Source organism: Streptomyces sp. NPDC006610, assembly GCF_040611575.1.
GTDB lineage: Bacteria > Actinomycetota > Actinomycetes > Streptomycetales > Streptomycetaceae > Streptomyces.
In genome coordinates this window covers 19,218-35,141 of sequence record NZ_JBEXOP010000051.1, presented here as the reverse complement: position 1 = coordinate 35,141, position 15,924 = coordinate 19,218, and the positions used below count along the sequence as shown (strand labels likewise).

15 protein-coding genes and 1 pseudogene are annotated in these 15,924 nt (G+C 74.2%); 10 read left to right on the top strand and 6 right to left on the bottom strand.

The window, feature by feature from the left end:
* The first annotated feature begins 22 nt into the window (after window positions 1-22).
* Window positions 23-724: a class I SAM-dependent methyltransferase gene (locus ABZY13_RS30095; RefSeq protein WP_356636310.1), complete on the top strand. Its 702-nt coding sequence runs from the start codon at window positions 23-25 to the stop codon at window positions 722-724.
* Window positions 725-802: 78 nt separating this feature from the next.
* Here ABZY13_RS30095 and ABZY13_RS30090 read toward each other — a convergent pair whose 3' ends face one another.
* Window positions 803-1,399 carry an RNA-binding S4 domain-containing protein gene (locus tag ABZY13_RS30090; RefSeq protein ID WP_356636308.1) on the bottom strand — a complete coding sequence of 199 codons (597 nt, stop codon included), beginning with the start codon at window positions 1,397-1,399 and terminating at the stop codon, window positions 803-805.
* Window positions 1,400-1,574: 175 nt separating this feature from the next.
* On the opposite strand from ABZY13_RS30090, the gene ABZY13_RS30085 reads away from it, so the two are divergent.
* A complete protein-coding gene (locus tag ABZY13_RS30085; RefSeq protein WP_356636326.1) occupies window positions 1,575-2,405 on the top strand; it encodes a uracil-DNA glycosylase in 831 nt (276 codons plus the stop codon).
* A gap of 96 nt (window positions 2,406-2,501) precedes the next feature.
* Window positions 2,502-3,134: pseudogene (locus tag ABZY13_RS30080) on the top strand (prolyl aminopeptidase); the annotation flags it as partial.
* Between the two features lie 30 nt (window positions 3,135-3,164).
* Here the strand turns inward: ABZY13_RS30080 and ABZY13_RS30075 are convergent.
* The gene (locus ABZY13_RS30075) at window positions 3,165-3,626 is read right to left on the bottom strand and encodes a GNAT family N-acetyltransferase (protein ID WP_356636306.1); all 462 of its coding nucleotides are present in this window, start codon (window positions 3,624-3,626) and stop codon (window positions 3,165-3,167) included.
* 262 nt (window positions 3,627-3,888) lie between these two features.
* Here ABZY13_RS30075 and ABZY13_RS30070 point away from each other — a divergent pair, with 262 nt between their 5' ends.
* From ABZY13_RS30070 to ABZY13_RS30055, 4 genes are all read left to right on the top strand, one after another.
* A complete protein-coding gene (locus ABZY13_RS30070; RefSeq protein ID WP_356636304.1) occupies window positions 3,889-5,865 on the top strand; it encodes an FUSC family protein in 1,977 nt (658 codons plus the stop codon).
* Window positions 5,866-5,910: 45 nt separating this feature from the next.
* A complete protein-coding gene (locus tag ABZY13_RS30065) occupies window positions 5,911-7,266 on the top strand; it encodes an amidohydrolase (RefSeq protein WP_356636302.1) in 1,356 nt (451 codons plus the stop codon).
* Window positions 7,267-7,345: 79 nt separating this feature from the next.
* Window positions 7,346-8,053: a DUF899 domain-containing protein gene (locus ABZY13_RS30060; protein WP_356636300.1), complete on the top strand. Its 708-nt coding sequence runs from the start codon at window positions 7,346-7,348 to the stop codon at window positions 8,051-8,053.
* A 245-nt stretch (window positions 8,054-8,298) separates the two neighbouring features.
* Entirely contained in the window at window positions 8,299-8,481 is a 183-nt protein-coding gene (locus ABZY13_RS30055; protein ID WP_356636297.1) for a hypothetical protein, read from the top strand.
* Window positions 8,482-8,504: 23 nt separating this feature from the next.
* Here ABZY13_RS30055 and ABZY13_RS30050 read toward each other — a convergent pair whose 3' ends face one another.
* From ABZY13_RS30050 to ABZY13_RS30040, 3 genes are all read right to left on the bottom strand, one after another.
* Window positions 8,505-10,415 (bottom strand): ABC transporter ATP-binding protein, encoded by a 1,911-nt coding sequence (locus ABZY13_RS30050; RefSeq protein ID WP_356636295.1) that lies wholly within the window; start codon window positions 10,413-10,415, stop codon window positions 8,505-8,507.
* A 299-nt stretch (window positions 10,416-10,714) separates the two neighbouring features.
* Window positions 10,715-11,152 (bottom strand): hypothetical protein, encoded by a 438-nt coding sequence (locus ABZY13_RS30045; RefSeq protein ID WP_356636293.1) that lies wholly within the window; start codon window positions 11,150-11,152, stop codon window positions 10,715-10,717.
* Window positions 11,143-12,009 (bottom strand): ATP-binding protein, encoded by an 867-nt coding sequence (locus ABZY13_RS30040; RefSeq protein WP_356636291.1) that lies wholly within the window; start codon window positions 12,007-12,009, stop codon window positions 11,143-11,145. Before ABZY13_RS30040 ends, ABZY13_RS30045 begins: the two co-directional genes overlap by 10 nt.
* 265 nt (window positions 12,010-12,274) lie before the next feature.
* On the opposite strand from ABZY13_RS30040, the gene ABZY13_RS30035 reads away from it, so the two are divergent.
* From ABZY13_RS30035 to ABZY13_RS30025, 3 genes are all read left to right on the top strand, one after another.
* Window positions 12,275-13,135 (top strand): helix-turn-helix transcriptional regulator, encoded by an 861-nt coding sequence (locus ABZY13_RS30035; RefSeq protein ID WP_356636289.1) that lies wholly within the window; start codon window positions 12,275-12,277, stop codon window positions 13,133-13,135.
* The gene (locus tag ABZY13_RS30030; protein WP_356636287.1) at window positions 13,136-13,411 is read left to right on the top strand and encodes a DUF397 domain-containing protein; all 276 of its coding nucleotides are present in this window, start codon (window positions 13,136-13,138) and stop codon (window positions 13,409-13,411) included. It begins immediately after the preceding gene.
* 91 nt (window positions 13,412-13,502) lie between these two features.
* Window positions 13,503-14,315, top strand: a complete 813-nt coding sequence (locus tag ABZY13_RS30025; protein WP_356636285.1) for an SAM-dependent methyltransferase — start codon at window positions 13,503-13,505, stop codon at window positions 14,313-14,315.
* Window positions 14,316-14,466: 151 nt separating this feature from the next.
* On the opposite strand, the gene ABZY13_RS30020 is transcribed toward ABZY13_RS30025, so the two are convergent.
* Window positions 14,467-15,888 (bottom strand): PLP-dependent aminotransferase family protein, encoded by a 1,422-nt coding sequence (locus tag ABZY13_RS30020; protein ID WP_356636283.1) that lies wholly within the window; start codon window positions 15,886-15,888, stop codon window positions 14,467-14,469.
* Window positions 15,889-15,924: the final 36 nt, after the last annotated feature.

Here is a 15,924-nt window from a genome sequence, read left to right as displayed (position 1 = left end):
GGACACGGCCCGTTGTCCGGGTATGAAGCCGAAGTCGCGAGCGGGACATCAGGGCACGGGGCCCGGAGCCATCACGCCGGACGGCTGCGCCGTCGAGCTGTACTCCCGGCTGGCCGCCGGAGCCGAGCCGGACATCATCGCGGGAGCCGTTCCGGACGGCGCACGCATCCTCGAGCTGGGCAGCGGGGTCGGACGCGTGACGCATCCGCTGCTGGCGCGCGGTTTCACGGTCACCGCGGTGGACGAGTCACCCGAGATGCTCGAACGCGTCCGCGGAGCCCGCACGATATGCGCGCCGATCGAGACGCTCGACCTGGGCGAGAGATTCGACGTGGTACTGCTCGCGTCGTTCCTGGTGCACGCCGGCGACCCGGAGGTGCGGCGCGGACTGCTGCGGACCTGTGTACGGCATCTCGCGGACGGGGGGTGTGCGCTGATCCAACGGGAGGGCGAGGACTTCCACACCAACGTGCCGCGCGAGCGGACCGACCCCAGCGGCTGCACGGTCCGCATCACCTCGTCGCTGCCGCTCGGCGACGGGACGCACTCGGTGCACGCGGAGTACGAGTTCCCCGACGCGACCTGGACCCAGACGTTCCGGGCCCGGCCCCTGACGAAGGAACAGTTCGAGGAGGCCCTGGCGGAGGCGGGCCTGGAGGTGGACGCGTACCTGACGGAGGACCGCATATGGGCGCGGGCGGTGGTGACATCCCCTGGGCGCTGACGGCGACGACGGCTCGCGCTGTGCCGCGCCCCGCAGGCCTCGCGCTGTGCCGTGCCCCGCGGGCGGGGACCGAGCCGGTCAGCCGGACCGGGGCCTGCCGCCGGGGCCGAGACTGCCGAGGGCGCGCAGGCGCTCCAGCTCACGGCGGTCCCGCTTGGTCGGGCGACCGGCGCCGCGGTCGCGGATGCCGGCGGGCGCGACGGCCTCGCGGGGCGGGGGCGGCGGGCTGTTGTCGATGTAGCACTGCACGGCCACGGGCGCTCCGACGCGCTTGCGGATCAGGCGCTTGACGACGACGATCCGCTCCCGGCCCTCGTGACGCAGGCGCACCTCGTCGCCGACCCGGACCGAGTGCGCGGGCTTGACCCGCTCGCCGTTGACCCGGACATGGCCGCCCTTGCAGGCGGTCGCGCCCTGGGATCGGGTCTTGATCAGCCGTACGGCCCAGATCCAGCTGTCGATGCGCACGGTCTCACCCGGCGCGGGCCCGGCGGCCTCCGCAGCGGCCACAGCGGCGGCGACCTTGGGATCCACGGCCTCCGCGGCGGCGCTCGCCGGCGCGTTGCCGGTCTCGGGGGCGGCAGCCTTCCGCGCGTCGGCCCCGGTGCCCTCCGGCCGGCCGGCCGTGCCCTCGGGACCGTGTCCGTCGCTGCTGTCCGTGTGCTCCGCTGCCATGCCTCCGACCTTAGCCGCCCGCGCCGTACGCTTCAGACGATTTTCGGGGCGCTCCCAGGCCTACGGTGGACGGATGGACAGCGGGATGCACGGCTACGACCGCACGGAGAGCGCCACGGACGGCGGCGTGCACGACGGCGTGGATGGTGGCGTGGACCGTGTCGTGGAAGGGACCCTGGACAGTGGCGGCCTCGTCGCCCTCGACCGGCGCATCGCGGGCTGCCGGGCGTGCCCGCGGCTCGTCGACTGGCGGGAGGAGGTGGCCCGTACCAAACGGGCCGCGTTCGCCGACTGGACGTACTGGGGGCGGCCGGTGCCCGGCTTCGGGCCTCCCGACGCGCGCCTGCTGATCATCGGGCTCGCCCCGGCGGCGCACGGCGGGAACCGGACGGGACGCATGTTCACGGGCGACCGCTCCGGGGACGTGCTGTACCAGGCGCTGTACGACATCGGGCTCGCCTCGCAGCCGACGTCCGTGTCGGCGGACGACGGACTGGAGCTGTACGGGGTGCGTGTCACCGCCCCCGTCCACTGCGCCCCGCCCGCCAACCGGCCCACCCCCGAGGAGCGGGACACGTGTCGGCCATGGCTCGTCCAGGAGCTGGGGCTGTTGCGGCCGACGCTGCGCGCGGCGGTCCTGCTCGGCGCCTTCGGCTGGCAGGCGGCGCTGCCCGCGTTCGCGGCGGCGGGCTGGACGGTGCCTCGGCCCCGTCCGGCCTTCGCGCACGGGGCGCGGGTGAATCTCGACGGACCCGGGACGCTCGCCGGGCCCCAGCCTCTTGCCGGACCCGGACCCGGACCCGGACCCCGGCCCGGACTCGGACCCCGACCTGGCCCCGTAGCCGCAGAGGAATCCGGAGCCGGACCCGTACCCCGAGGGCTCGCCGTCTTCGGCTGCTTTCACGTCAGCCAGCGCAACACCTTCACCGGCAAGCTCACCCCGGCGATGCTCAGGGAGGTGCTGTCCGAGGCGGCGCGCACGGCCGGGCTGAACCCCCGGTCATGAGGCGACAGGGCGGCGCGAGCGCTCGTACGGTGCCCTGATGGGCCTGTATCCGCAGATCCCGCCGTACGACCACGGAATGCTCGACGTCGGCGCCCGGGGCTGCGCTACGCACAGACGCACCCGGGCGTGGTGTCCGAACTGGTGTTCAAGGGTGTCGCGACCGGCTCCAAGGCCGAGGTGGAGCTGATGACCAGAGGTCTCGGCCGGTTCTTCCGGACGACCCTGAGCGCTTCGTCGCCGAACTGCCCCCCGACGAGCGGCACGGCAACCTAGCCGCCACCTGCCACCGGCTGCTGTAGTCCCCCGACCCGAGAGTGCGGGAGCGGGCCGCGCGAGTCTGGACGGACTGGGAGACGGCGATCGTGCCTGCGCCGCCGCGTTCGGTGGCGCGGACGAGGACGCCGACTTCCGGCAGGACTTCGACCGTACCGTCACGCACTACTGGGGAAGTCACGCACTACTGGGGAAACGACCACTTGCCGGGCGAGGGCGGCCCGACGGCGTGGTCCTGCGCGACGCCCACCGGCCGGCGGGCATCCCGGACACCCTCGTTCAGGGCAGCTTGATCGCCAACCAGCTCGGCATCGTCTGGCGGCGCGGCTCCACCACGCCCGGCCCGGCAGCGAGCTGATCGTCGTGGACGACGTCGGGCACGACGCGGGCGCTTCGCGGACGACGGACGTCCCGGTGGCGACGACGGACGCGTACGCGGCCCGCCGGGGCGGCTGACGCGGGCGTCGCACCGTCCGGCGGCCGGGCTCACGGCCGCCAGACGTACCGGACGTCCGGCTCTCGCTCCTCGTTGCCGCTGCCGTCGGTGCGTTCCACGGCGACGAAGCCGTGGCGCTCGTAGAAGCGCTGGGCGGGCCGGTTCACCTCGAAGGTCCACAACTCCAGCCCGCCGGGCCTGCGGTCCTTGGCGAGCGCGACGAAACGGTCGCCGAGGCCGCGTCCGCGCCAGTCGGGCGCGAGGTAGAGCTGGGAGAGGGCTCCGTCGTGGAGGACCATCAGCCCCACGACCGCGCCGTCCGCCGCCTCCGCCACCCAGGTCTCCCGCAGGGGCACCACGACGTCACGGAAGTACGCGCGGACCTCGGCGTCGGTGCGGGGCCGGACCACGCCGGGCAGCGCGGCGGCGAACGACCGCAGCCACACATCGGCCGCGGGCCGGGCGTCACGGGCGACCGCGGGCCGAAGGGTCACGTCGGGCTGGTGGCTCACAGGGGCACGTCTCCTCGGTTCCCCGACAGGTCACCCCCGATCATGAGCGCCAGGGCAGGGCGGACGCACCCGGATATCGCACCGCACACCCCCCGCCCAGGTGACGCGACGGACCTGGCCTGTCCCGAGGGCCGGCGTCACATCCCCGCAACACGCCTGTTCCGTCCCCTCCGAAAACTCCCCTTACCCTGGACATCACAGTCACCAGCCCGGCCACCGTCGCCCGAAGGCACACCCCCGCCCTCGCCCCGACAGGAGCCCCGTGTCACGCAGCCGCCCCCTCGACCTCCCGCCCTGGCTCGCCCACGCCCTGCGGACGCAGCGCGGACCCGTGCCGTGGAGCCCGGTCGCGCGAGGCGCGCTGGCCGCCGGGCCGCTCCTGCTCGCGGGCGTGCTCGCCGGGCGGGCGTCGCTCGGCGTCGTCGCCGCCATCGCCGCCATGCTCGCCGGCATCAACGACCACCCCGGCGGGCGGCGCAGCGCGGTCCGCCGGCTCGGGCTGCCGGCCGTCGCCGGAGCGGCGGGGATGCTCATCGGGACGTACGCGGGGGAGCGGGCGGGCGCGGTCGCGCTGACGCTGCTGTTCGCCGGGCTCGGACTCGTCGCCGGAGGCGTCAGCGCCGTGGGGGCGGTCGCCTCGGCGGGCGGCACCCAGTTGCTCGTCGGCTCGGCCGTCGGGGCCGGGATGCCGTTGCCGGAGGCCGGGTGGCGTTATGCCCTCGCCTTCCTCTGCGGGGCAGGGTGGCTGATCGCGCTCCGGGTACTGCTGCCGTGGCCCGCCACCCACGCCGGGGACTACCGTCCGGCCCGGTTCGCGGGGGAGCGGGCGGCGGTCGCCGGGGTGTACGACGCCATCGCCGGGCTGCTCGACGCGGCCGGGTCGGCGACGGCCACCGCACGCCGCGCCGCGCTCACCGCCGCCCTCGACCACGCCCAGGACGCCCTCGGCGGATTCCGGCTGCGGCGGTACACCGGCTCCGCGACCGAGCGGCGGCTCCAGGCGCAGTACGCCGCCGCGCTGCCCCTCGCCGAGGCCGCGACCGCGCTGGCCTGGGCCGGAGAGCCGCTGACCGAGCGCGCCTCCGAAGGCCCCCGCAGGCTCGCCGCGGCCGTCCGCGACGGCGTCGGCGCCGGACCGCTGCCCGCGCCGTCACGCTCGGCGCCCGCCCTGCGCGCCCTGGACGACGCCCTGCTCCTGGCCGCCGAGGCGTTCGACCAGGGCGACGGCGGCGACCTGCACACCCGCAGGCGCGGCACGCGCGAACTGCTCGCCGCCGCCATCGGCAGCGGCGGACGCGAGTACGGCTTCCGCGTCGCCCTCTCCTTCGGGGCAGCCGCCGCGGTCGCCCAGGCCCTGTACCACGCCCGCTGGTACGGGCAGCACGAGCACTGGTACTGGCTGCCCGCCACCGCCGTGTTCCTCGTCAAGCCGGACCTCGGGCCGCTCGTCTCGCGCGTGCTGTGCCGCGCGGCCGGCACCGTCCTCGGGGCGCTCCTGTTCGCCGGGCTCGCGGCCGTCCTGCCGCATCCCGGGGGCCTCGTCGCGCTCGTCGCCGTCTGCGGCGCGCTCATCCCGGTCGCGGTACGGAACTTCGCCGCCCAGACCGCCGTCGTCACCGTGCTGGTGCTCGCCCTGGTGATGGTCGGCGGCGAACCGCAGGCCTCCGCCGCCCGGATCGGCGAGACGCTGCTGGCCTGCGCGATCGTACTGCTCGTTGGACACCTGCCGATGCCGGGGGAGCGGGGCGGAGCCGTACGCGCCCGGCTCGCGGCGGCGGGCAGCGCGGCGGACGCCTACCTCACCCACGTCCTGAACGCGTCGGACGGCGCCCCCGGCGCACGCCGGGACACCGGTCGCACCAGTCGCGAGCCGTCGCACGCCCCGCGCGAGCCGGCCGTCCCCGGCGCCCCGGCCGTCCCCGCCGCCGGCCCCGACGACCGAGCCCGGCGTTGGGTACTGCGCCGGGAGGCGTACCGGGCGCTCGCCGAGGCGCGGGCCGCCATCGCCCGGGCCTCCGCCGAACTGCCCGCCCTCGCCCGGCACGCCGAGGGCGCCGACGAGGTCGCCGCCCTCCTCGAACGGCTGGTCGACACCACCACCGCGTGCGCCGTCCACCTGGACGACACCGGTCACCTCGCGCCGCGGCACACGCGTCGGCTCGCCGAACTCCTGGAGGAACTCGCCGACGCGTGCGAGCGTCCCGGCCTGCGCCCTTGCGCGGTGGCCGTCGGCGGGTAGCGCGACCGACTGCGGGAGCGTGGGCGCCGCGGGTACGTTGTCGCCATGATGGCTCCCCACGCCGATCTCGTCATCACCGGATGCACCGCCCTCGTCCACGACGACACGGAGCGGATCGGGTTCCTGGAGGACGCCGCGATCGTCGTGCGCGACGGGGTCGTCGAGGCCGTCACCGCCAGCGTGGACACGACCGCCCTGCCCGCGGCCGAACGCATCGACGCCCGCGGCCAGGTCGCGCTGCCCGGACTGATCAACTGCCACACCCACGCCGCCATGGCCGCCTTCCGCGGCATCGCGGAGGACCTGCCCACCGAGGAGTGGTTCAACGACGTGGTGTGGCCCGTCGAGTCCAACCTCACGCCCCGCGACGTCGAACTGGGCGCGCGGCTGGCCTGCGCGGAGATGATCCGGGGCGGGGTGACCTGCTTCGCGGACCACTACTTCGCCATGGACCGGGTCGCCGCCGTGGTGGCCGAGTGCGGACTGCGGGCCCATCTGGGCGAGGCATACTTCTCCTCCCAGGGGCCCGAGGGGCGCGAGCGCTCCCTCGAGTTCGCGCTGCGCCACCGGGGCGGCGCCGACGGCCGTATCACCACCGCCCTCGCCCCGCACGCCCCCTACACGGTGACCGACGCCGACCTCGCCGCCACCGCCGAACTGGCCCGCGCCCACGGCCTGCCCGTGCATCTGCACGCCGCCGAGAACCGCGACCAGACCGAGGCGAGCCTGGCCCGGCACGGCGTCACCCCGATCGAGGTCCTGGCGCGCACCGGACTGCTGGACGCCACCGACGTGCTCGTCGCGCACGGCACCGGCATCCTCGAACGCGACCTGCCGGTCCTGCAACGGGCCGCCGGGCGGGTCGCCGTGGCGAGCGCGCCCCGCGGCTACCTGAAGTTCGCCTGGCCCACCACCACCCCGATCCGCGCCCTGCGCGACCTCGGCATCCCCGTCGGACTCGCCACCGACGGCCCCGCCTCCAACAACAACCTCGACGTGTGGGAGTCGATGGCGCTCACCGCCCTGGTCCAGAAGCAGGCCGAGGGCGACCCGCGCTGGCTGACCGCACGCCAGGCCCTGCACCACGCCACGCTCCAGAGCGCCCGCGCGGTCGGCCTCGGCGGCGTCGTCGGCTCCCTCGCCCCCGGGCATCGCGCGGACATCGTCCTCGTCGACCTCACCGGCCCGCACACCCAGCCCGTGCACGACCTCGCCGCCACCCTGGTGCACAGCGCCCGCTCCTTCGACGTCCGCACGACGATCGTCGACGGCCGCGTCCTGATGCGCGACCGCGAACTGCTGACCGTCGACGTGCCGTCCGTCGTACGGGAGATGGCCGACCGGACGCCCGCCCTGCTGGACCGCGGACACGGCCGGCGCATCCAGGAGTACGACGCCTGAAAAATCTCCGGGCACAGCGATGAGTTCCGCCCACCGGCGCGGTCACCACTGCCAACGGGACCGTCGCACAGGAGGAGCCATGTCGCTTCCGGAGGTCGTCTCGCGCCACGAGTGGCGCAGGGCGCGGCAAGAACTGCTGGTCAAGGAGAAGGCGGCCACCCGCGCGCGGGACGCCCTCAACGCGCAGCGGCGCCGGCTGCCCATGGTGGAGATCGACACCGAGTACGTCTTCGAGGGCGGCGACGGCAAGGCGTCCCTGCTGGACATGTTCGAGGGACGGCGCCAACTGGTCGTCTACCACTTCATGTTCGCGCCCGAGTGGGAGGCCGGCTGCCGCAACTGCTCGGCGTTCATGGACCAGATCGGGCACCTCGCCCATCTCCACGCCCGCGGGACGACGTTCGCGGCCGTGTCCCGGGCGCCGTACACGAAGATCCTGCCGTTCAAGGCGCGGATGGGCTGGACGGCGCCCTGGTACTCGTCGTGCGGCGGCGACTTCAACGAGGACTTCGAGGTGACCCTCGAACGCGACGGCGAACTCGTCGAGAGGCCCGGACTGAGCTGCTTCCTGCGCGACGGCGACCGCGTCTTCCACACCTACTCGACGTACGAGCGCGGACTGGACGGGCTCGGCGCGACCACCACCCTGCTCGACCTGACGGCCCTCGGCCGGCAGGAGGAGTGGGAGGAGCCCAAGGGGCGCGCGTCGGCTCTCGGGGCGCCCGCGGGCAGCGCACGGATCCGTTATCACGACGAGTACGACGAGTACGACGAGTACGGCGCGTGAGAAGGAGTCCGGCGCCCCGATGGGTGCGGGCCAGACCGACGGACGCGGACGACGGGCGAGGACGAGCGCGGCGCGTGTGACCAGTGAGGGCCGGGAGGGCGAGATGAACGCACGGGGAGTGGCCGTCTCCTCACATTGAGCGTTGAACTAGTGTCAGGTATGTCTCAGTACGGTCACTGAGCGCGCCGTTTCCCCTTCCGAGGGCGTTAACTCCTTGTACGTACGACGCTCATCGGAGGTGCGAGATGGTGAACGGGCGAAGAGTGCTCGGGCGCTTTCCCGCAGGCGGCCCACGCGGATCCTGGCCGGCGGAGGAGTTCGCGCAGGCGCGCCGGCTCGAAGGCACGGCCGCCGAGGTCGTGATGGACCTCGCCACGGACACGTTCCTGGTCATCGTGCGCGAGGCGGAGAGCGACGCCGCCGCGTGAACCGGCGGAGCCGAGGTGCGTGATCAGCCCGCCCTCGGCGCTGGGGTCCGCGCCGTGAACTGCTCGGCCTGGAGCGCGTACAGCTCCGCGTAGACCCCGCCCTCGGCGAGCAGTTGGTCCGGTGTCCCCGACTCCACCAACCGACCCTGGTCCAGCACGTGCACCAGATCGGCGTGGCGCACCGACGCCAGCCGGTGGGTGATCAGCACGACCGTCTGCCCGGAGCCCGCCAGCGCGCGGATCTTCTCGAACACCTCCAGCTCGGCCCGGGCGTCCAGGGCCGCCGTCGGCTCGTCCACGATCAGGATCTGGCCGCGCCGGTACGCGGCCCGCGCGATCCCGAGGCGCTGCCACTGCCCGCCGGACAGCTCGTGCCCGCCGCTGAAGTCGCGGGCGAGCAGGGTGTCCAGGCCGCGCGGCAGATCCGCCACCACGTCCCCGGCGCCCGCCTCGGCGACCGCGCCGGCCAGCCGGTCCGGGGTGATCGGCGCCGAGGGCCGGCCCACGGCGATGTTCACGCGGGCGGTGAACGGCCACCGTTTGAAGTCCTGCGCCACCATCGCGATCCGCTCCGCCAGCCCCCGCCGGTCCGCGGTCGCCGCGTCGACGCCGTCCCAAAGGATCCGCCCCCGGTCCGGCCGGTACAGACCCGCCAGCAGCTTGACCAGCGTCGTCTTGCCCGAGCCGTTCTCGCCGACCAGAGCGATGATCCGGCCCAGCGGCAGGCTGAGGGTGACGTCGTCCAGCGCCGGGCGCGCCGCCTCACCCGGGTAGCGGAACGTGACGTTCTCGAAGCGGATCTCTTTCGGATCGTCCGGCAGCTGCACTCCGCCGACCGGGATCGCCCGCTCCGCCGCCTCGGCGTACAGCCGCTCCAGGTCGCCCACGAACAGGGCCTCCTCGTGCAGCTGGTTCACCTCCAGCACCAGCGTGCTCAGGCTCGCGGAGCCGGTGCGCACCGCGATCACGGCCGTGCCCGCGACGGCCAGCGACATGGCTTCCGTCAGCAGCAGCCCGCCGAGCGTGGCGTACGTGGCCAGCGTCGCCAGCCCCGTCCAGGCCGCCGCGATCAGACCGGTGCGGGCCGCGAGGCCGGCCAGCCGGGCCTGTTCCGCCTCCGCCGTCTCCGACATGGCGCGGAAGTGCCTCAGCAGGAACGGCCCGACGCCGTGGACCCGGATCTCCGGGGCCGCGGCCGGCTCGGTGAGCAGATTGCTGATCAGGTGTCCCGCGCGGGCGTGCTGCACCCAGATGTGGAACGACTCGTAGCGGCGCCGGGCGTTCGTCAGCGCGCTCCAGGCGCTCGGCAGCGTCATCGTCGCCAGCAGGGGGAGCAGCAGCGGGTGCAGCACGGTCAGTACGCCGGCCGCCGCGACCAGCGAGATCAGCGCGTTCACCACCCGCGTGCCGTACATGATCATGCGGCGGGCGGAGGCGGCGCCGTACTGCGCGGTGTCCAGCAGCTTGTGGAAGGCGTGGTCCTCGATCGCGGACAGCTCCACGGCGGCCGCCCGCTCCAGATACAGCTCGGTGGCCACCCGCTCCACCTTCGGCTCCAGCCGGCCGGTGGCGTACGTCGACGCGGCCCGCAGGAGCGCGCCGACCAGCAGGACGACGGCGATGGCGGCCAGCGCGGGGGCGGCGCCGCGCAGCCGCTCCTCGACCGGGCCGGCGTCCATCAGCCGGGCCAGCACGCTGTTCACCGCCAGCAGGCTCACGGCGTGCGCCGCGCCCCGGGCCGTCTCGGCGGCCAGCACGATCCGGGCCGCTCGCCGGTCGGCCCGGCGGGCGAGCCGGAAGCTGGAGGCGAGCAGGGCGGGAAGCCGCCGGATCATGGAGCGGAAGGTCAGTTCGAGGAAGGCCTCGGAGTGCTGGTTCCAGCCCGTGTCGTAGCGGAGCGGGCCGCCGAAGAGCAGCCGTTCGGATTCCGACACCTGCTTCTCGGGCTGTTGCCCACGGTCGAAACGATCCTCCCGCGCGGACCGATTCCGCGGACCCGGCTGCCGTCCTCGCCGGTCGCTCTTCGTCCCGCTCTTCGTCCCGCTCGTCGTCCCGTGCTTCGTCCCTTGCTTCGTCCCGCTCTTCGCCTGCTTCTTCGTCCGTCTCTTCGGCTGCACGAAGAGTCACTATCGCGGCCCGGCGCGGTGCCGGGCAGGGCGCGGGAGGAAGGCGATGACATGCGCGGGCGTGCGACCCCGGGAGGGCGCCGGTGCGGGGCGCCGCGGCGGGCGGGTCAGGCGGTGACGGCGCGCGACCAGGTCGGGGCGGTGCCGATGATCCGGCACAGGGCGAGGTAGAGCGGAATCGGCGGGGTGTACGGCAGGGTGCCGTCCGGCCGGTGGATCAGCCGCGGGGAGTCGGGAACGACCGCGCCGGCGACGTACCGCGTGGGCGCGGGCCACTCCAGCGCGTAGTCGGAGTCGGAGGGGACCAGCCACCACCAGTGCGCGTCGTCCGCGTAGACACAGCCCACGCGCGGCAGCCGGGGCAGTACGAGGGGTCCGTACCGGGCGGGGACCGCCACCGCGTCGCAGCCGAGCGGGGCGGTCATGCCGTCGGGGACGGAGAGCCGGTGGGGCGGGTCGTCCGGGGTGCGCAACCCGCGTCCCAGGCGGACCAGGGTGTTCAGGGCGACTACCCGCCCGCCGCCGGAACCGGCCGTCACACCCATTCGGGCCCCGTTTCGTGATGAGTTCGGTGGTGTGCGCCCGGATGGGGCGCGGGGCGTGCGGCGTCGTGCGCGCCGGCGCCCGGGTGGGACATCGCGCCCGGGTGGGACAGGGGGCGCGCGGTGCCGTGCGAGGCGTGGTGCGAGCCGTGCGGTATCTGGTGCACGGGCGGTATCGCGTGGTGCGCCTTGTGCTGCTGCGGGGGCACGCGATGGAGGGCGTCCGGGCCGGCGACGCGGTGTGCGGCGTCGCGGGGCGCGCCCGGGGAGGCGTCGCGGGTGCGCTGGTGCGCCTCGTCCTCCTCGCCCGTTCCGTCGCCGGAGGAGCCGGGCCGCGGGCGGGCGCCCCAGCCGAGGTCGGCGTGGGGGGCGTTGTCCGCGGGAGCGGCACGGCGCGGCAGCTCGGCCCAGACGAGCAGGCCGGGACCGTTCTCCTGGGCGCCCCAGGCGTGTGCCAGGGCGTCGACGAGAAGCAGTCCCCTCCCGTGCTCCTCCTCGGCCCGCTCGGGGGTCGGCCGCGGCTCGCCCGGCGCGCAGCCCTCGTCGCCCACGGCCACCCGCACCACCTCGTCGCCGTCGTGCAGCTCGCAGACGACGACCGCGCTCGCGGTGTGCATGATCGCGTTGGTGACCAGCTCCGACACCACCAGGGCGGCCGTGTCGCAGGTGTCCTCGCACACCGACCAGCCGGTCAGCCGGGACCGGGTCAGGCGTCTGGCCTGCGCGGGAGAGCCGGGGTGCGCGGCCAGCTCGAAGCGGAACCGCCGCTCGGCGGCCGCGCCCGCGGGGCCGGCCGTCGCGGCGGCGCCGGGGCCGGAACGGCCGGCGGCGTCTGTTCCTAAGGGCGCGGACGGAATCACGCTGCCACTATCGCCCTGCCGCGGACACTTGGCAAGTGTCACTCTGAAAAATGCAGAGTGCTGTATGACGCGGTGAGGGCTCGTGGCACACTGCTCGCAACAGCATCTGATGCGGCGCCAGTTGGGATCGCCGGAAGTCCGCCCGGACTTTCGAATGGGTCTTCGAATGGCGCCGCTGGGCTGTGAGCGTGCACGCAGGGCCTTCGGGCAAGGAGTCGCGGGTTTTTTCGGGTTATTCCGTACGGGGACTGAATGGAGGTGGAACGTGAGCGAGCCGCGGTCCGCGCCCACGGTCGGCCAGGTCGTCCTCGGGCGGCGTCTGCTGGACCTGCGCGAGCGGGCGGGTCTCAAGCGGGAGGAGGCCGCCAAGATCCTCCGTGTCGCCCCGGCCACCGTCCGCCGTATGGAGACGGCCGAGGTCAGCCTCAAGATCCCCTACCTCCAGCTCCTCCTGAAGGCCTACGGCGTCCCCGACGACGAGGCCGAGGCCTTCGTGCAGCTGGCCGAGGAGGCCAACCGTCCCGGCTGGTGGCAGCGGTTCCACGACATCCTGCCGGGCTGGTTCTCGATGTACGTCAGCCTGGAAGGCGCCGCCGCGCTGATCCGCACCTACGAGCCGCACTTCGTGCCGGGGCTGCTGCAGACCGAGGACTACGCGCGCGGGGTCATGAAGTCGGGCGCCGTCGGCCAGACGCGGCCGGAGGACATCGAACGCCATGTCGCCCTGCGCATGCAGCGCCAGGAACTGCTCACGCGCCCGGACGCGCCCCGGCTGTGGGCCGTGATGGACGAGACCGCGCTGCGCCGCCCGGTCGGCGGCCCGGAGGTGATGCGTGCCCAGATCGACAAACTGCTCGAGGCCACGAAGCTGCCCAATGTGACGCTGCAGGTCGCCCCGTTCTCGACGGGGCCGCACCCCGGCACGTACGGGCCCTTCGTGCTGTTCCGATTCGCCGTGCCCGAACTCCCGGACATGGTCTACAGCGAGTACCTGACCGGCGCCGTCTATCTCGACGCGCGCAACGAGGTGGCGACCTATCTCGAGGTCATGGACCGCATGGCGGCGCAGGCCGCTACGGCACATCGCACGAAGGAGATCCTCCGGGATCTCCGCAAGGAGCTGTGAATGGATCGCATCACGTCCAAGCCCAAGCCGCGGGTCCGCGGCGAGCGGATCTACAACGGCATGCCCGCCCGGGAACTGGGCAGCGAAGGCTGGCACAAGCCGTGGAGCGGCGGCAACGGCGGCAACTGCCTGGAGGCGATGAAGCTCGCCGACGGGCGGATAGCCGTCCGGCAGTCCACCGACCCCGACGGGCCGGCGCTGATCTACACCTCCGACGAGATGACGGCCTTCATCGAGGGCGCCAAGGCGGGGGTGGCGGACTTCCTGCTGTCCTGAACGGACCGACCCGGTTCACTTTTTGCTGCGCAACTGCCTTATCTTGCTACTGACTTGATCATTATTTGTGCACACGTCCATGGAGCGCCTCATGAGCGGGCAGGACCCCACCGGCGCCGTCGAGATCGACACCAGCCGGCCGCATCCCGCGCGGATGTACGACTGGTATCTCGGCGGCAAGGACAACTACCCCGTCGACGAGGAGATGGGCCGTCAGATGCTCGCGCTCGAACCGCGCGTGCCGGTGATGGCGCGGGTCAACCGGGCGTTCATGCACCGGGCCACGCGGTGGCTGGCCCGCAACGGCGTGACGCAGTTCCTCGACATCGGCACCGGCATACCGACCGAGCCCAACCTGCATCAGGTCGCCCAGGAGGTCGCCCCCGCGGCGCGCGTCGTCTACTGCGACAACGACCCCATCGTGCTGGCCCACGCGGCGGCCCTGCTGCGCAGCACGCCCGAGGGCGTCACCGAGTACCTCCAGGCGGACGTCCGCGACCCCGACGCCATCATCGAGGGCGCCCGGAAGATCCTCGACCTCTCCCGGCCGGTGGCCCTCTCGCTGATCGCGCTGCTGCACTTCGTCCCCGACGAGGACGGCGCGCACGAGCTGGTCGCCCGGCTGCTCGCCGAACTGCCCTCCGGCAGCCACCTGGTGATGACCCACGCCACTGCCGACTTCACTCCGGAGGAGTCCGCGGCGGCGACCGAGAAGCTCAAGGCGGCGGGCGTCACCCTGGCCCTGCGCTCCCGCGACGAGTTCGCCCGCTTCTTCACCGGCCTGGAACTGGTCGACCCCGGCGTCGCCGTGGTGCCCGACTGGCATCCCGAGCTGGGGGAGCCGGTGCCGGGGCAGGAGGACGGGGTCATTCCGGGGTACGGGGCGGTGGGGCGCAAGCCCTGACCGGCCGTTGTTGTGACCGGGCGCGGGTTGTGACCGGCCGCGGCCCTGTCCGACCGTGAGGCCGCCGGGCGGGCGTTCGGCGCGTTCGGCAGCGCGGCGGCCTGGCGTCCTGCGCGGCGGTGTGGGCGTTCGGCGCGCCGGTCGGTTGCGCTCAGCGCGGTGGCAGCACCTCGCACAGGGCGTCCAGCGCCGCGCCGTACGCGTGTTCCGACGGGGTCGCGTATCCGACGACCAGGCCGTCCTGGGCGGGCATGTCCGTCTCGGGGTGCCGGAAGGCGGACAGGCCGTCGACGGCGACGCCCCGCCAGGCGGCGGCCTTCACGGCGGAGCGCTCGGTGCCGGGCGGCAGCCGCAGCAGCGCGTGCAGGCCGGCCGCCACACCGGTCACCGCGATGTGCGGCGCCCGTTCGGCGAGCGCCGCGACGAGCCGGTCCCGGCGCGCGCGGTAACGCTGCCGCATACGCCGCACATGACGGTCGTACGACCCCCGGGAGACGAAGTCGGCGAGGGCGAGCTGGTCCAGGACGCTCGCCCACCCCTCCCGGTCGCCCTTCGCCGCGAGCACGCCCCCGACGCAGCGTTCCGGCAGTACCAGCCACCCCAGCCGCAGCGCCGGTGACAGGCTCTTGCTCACCGAGCCGATGTAGACCACGCGCTCCGGGTCGAGCCCCTGCACCGCCCCGACGGGCTTTCGGTCGTAGCGGAACTCGCCGTCGTAGTCGTCCTCCAGCACCACACCGTCCCGCGCGCGGGCCCAGTCCACGACGGCCGCGCGGCGCGCCGGTCCGAGCGGGCCGCCGGTCGGGAACTGGTGCGCCGGCGTGAGCAGCACCGCCCGCTCGCGCGCCAGCGCGTCGACGCGCGCCCCCTCCTCGTCCAAGGGCAGCGGCGCCGTCCGCACCCCCGCCGTCGCCAGCAGCTCCCGGTGAAAGCCCAGCCCGTACGCCTCCACCGCCAGCGGCCCGCTCAGCACCCCGCCCGCGCCCTGACCGCACAGCAGCCGCAGCGCGTGAGCGAAGCCGGAGCAGATCACGATCCGGTCCGGTTCCGTCCGCACGCCCCGCGCGCGGGCGAGATACCCGGCGAGCGCCTCCCTCAGCTCGCGCCGGCCCGCGGGATCGCCGGGCCCGAACACCTCGTTCGGCGCCTGCGCCAGCGCACGCCGGTAGGACGTCAGCCACGCCGCGCGCGGGAACGACGACGCGTCCGGTGTGCCCTGGCGCAGATCGTGCCGCGGTCCCCGCGCCCGAGGCGGGGCGCCTGCGGTCGTCCGGGCCGCGGACCTCGGCGGCTCGGCCCGGTCGGCGACCCGCGTGCCCGACCCCTGGCGGGCGGTGAGCCAGCCCTCCGCGACCAGCTCCGCGTACGCGTCGGCGACCGTGTTGCGGGCGACACCGAGATCCGCGGCGAGTGAACGGTACGGCGGCAGCCGCGTGCCGGGCGCCAACCGGCCGCTGCGCACCGCCTCTCGCAGCGCCCGGGTGAGCGCGGCGCGCCGGCCGCCCGGCCCGGACAGCTCCAGCAGCAGGTCGGCCCCGATCCGCTCCGCGTGATTGACCCACGATTCCGCCATGGAAGCGCACCCTACAGACGGTCTTCACCGACCGTA

Bases quoted from the DNA above. Each gene is read 5' to 3' on its own strand.
- ABZY13_RS30045 (WP_356636293.1), bottom strand. From the start codon at position 11,152: ATGGGTGTGACGGCCGGTTCCGGCGGCGGGCGGGTAGTCGCCCTGAAC.
- ABZY13_RS30090 (WP_356636308.1), bottom strand. From the start codon at position 1,399: ATGGCAGCGGAGCACACGGACAGCAGCGACGGACACGGTCCCGAGGGC.
- ABZY13_RS30020 (WP_356636283.1), bottom strand. From the start codon at position 15,888: ATGGCGGAATCGTGGGTCAATCACGCGGAGCGGATCGGGGCCGACCTG.
- ABZY13_RS30025 (WP_356636285.1), top strand. From the start codon at position 13,503: ATGAGCGGGCAGGACCCCACCGGCGCCGTCGAGATCGACACCAGCCGG.
- ABZY13_RS30065 (WP_356636302.1), top strand. From the start codon at position 5,911: ATGATGGCTCCCCACGCCGATCTCGTCATCACCGGATGCACCGCCCTC.
- ABZY13_RS30030 (WP_356636287.1), top strand. From the start codon at position 13,136: ATGGATCGCATCACGTCCAAGCCCAAGCCGCGGGTCCGCGGCGAGCGG.
- ABZY13_RS30055 (WP_356636297.1), top strand. From the start codon at position 8,299: ATGGTGAACGGGCGAAGAGTGCTCGGGCGCTTTCCCGCAGGCGGCCCA.
- ABZY13_RS30060 (WP_356636300.1), top strand. From the start codon at position 7,346: ATGTCGCTTCCGGAGGTCGTCTCGCGCCACGAGTGGCGCAGGGCGCGG.
- ABZY13_RS30095 (WP_356636310.1), top strand. From the start codon at position 23: ATGAAGCCGAAGTCGCGAGCGGGACATCAGGGCACGGGGCCCGGAGCC.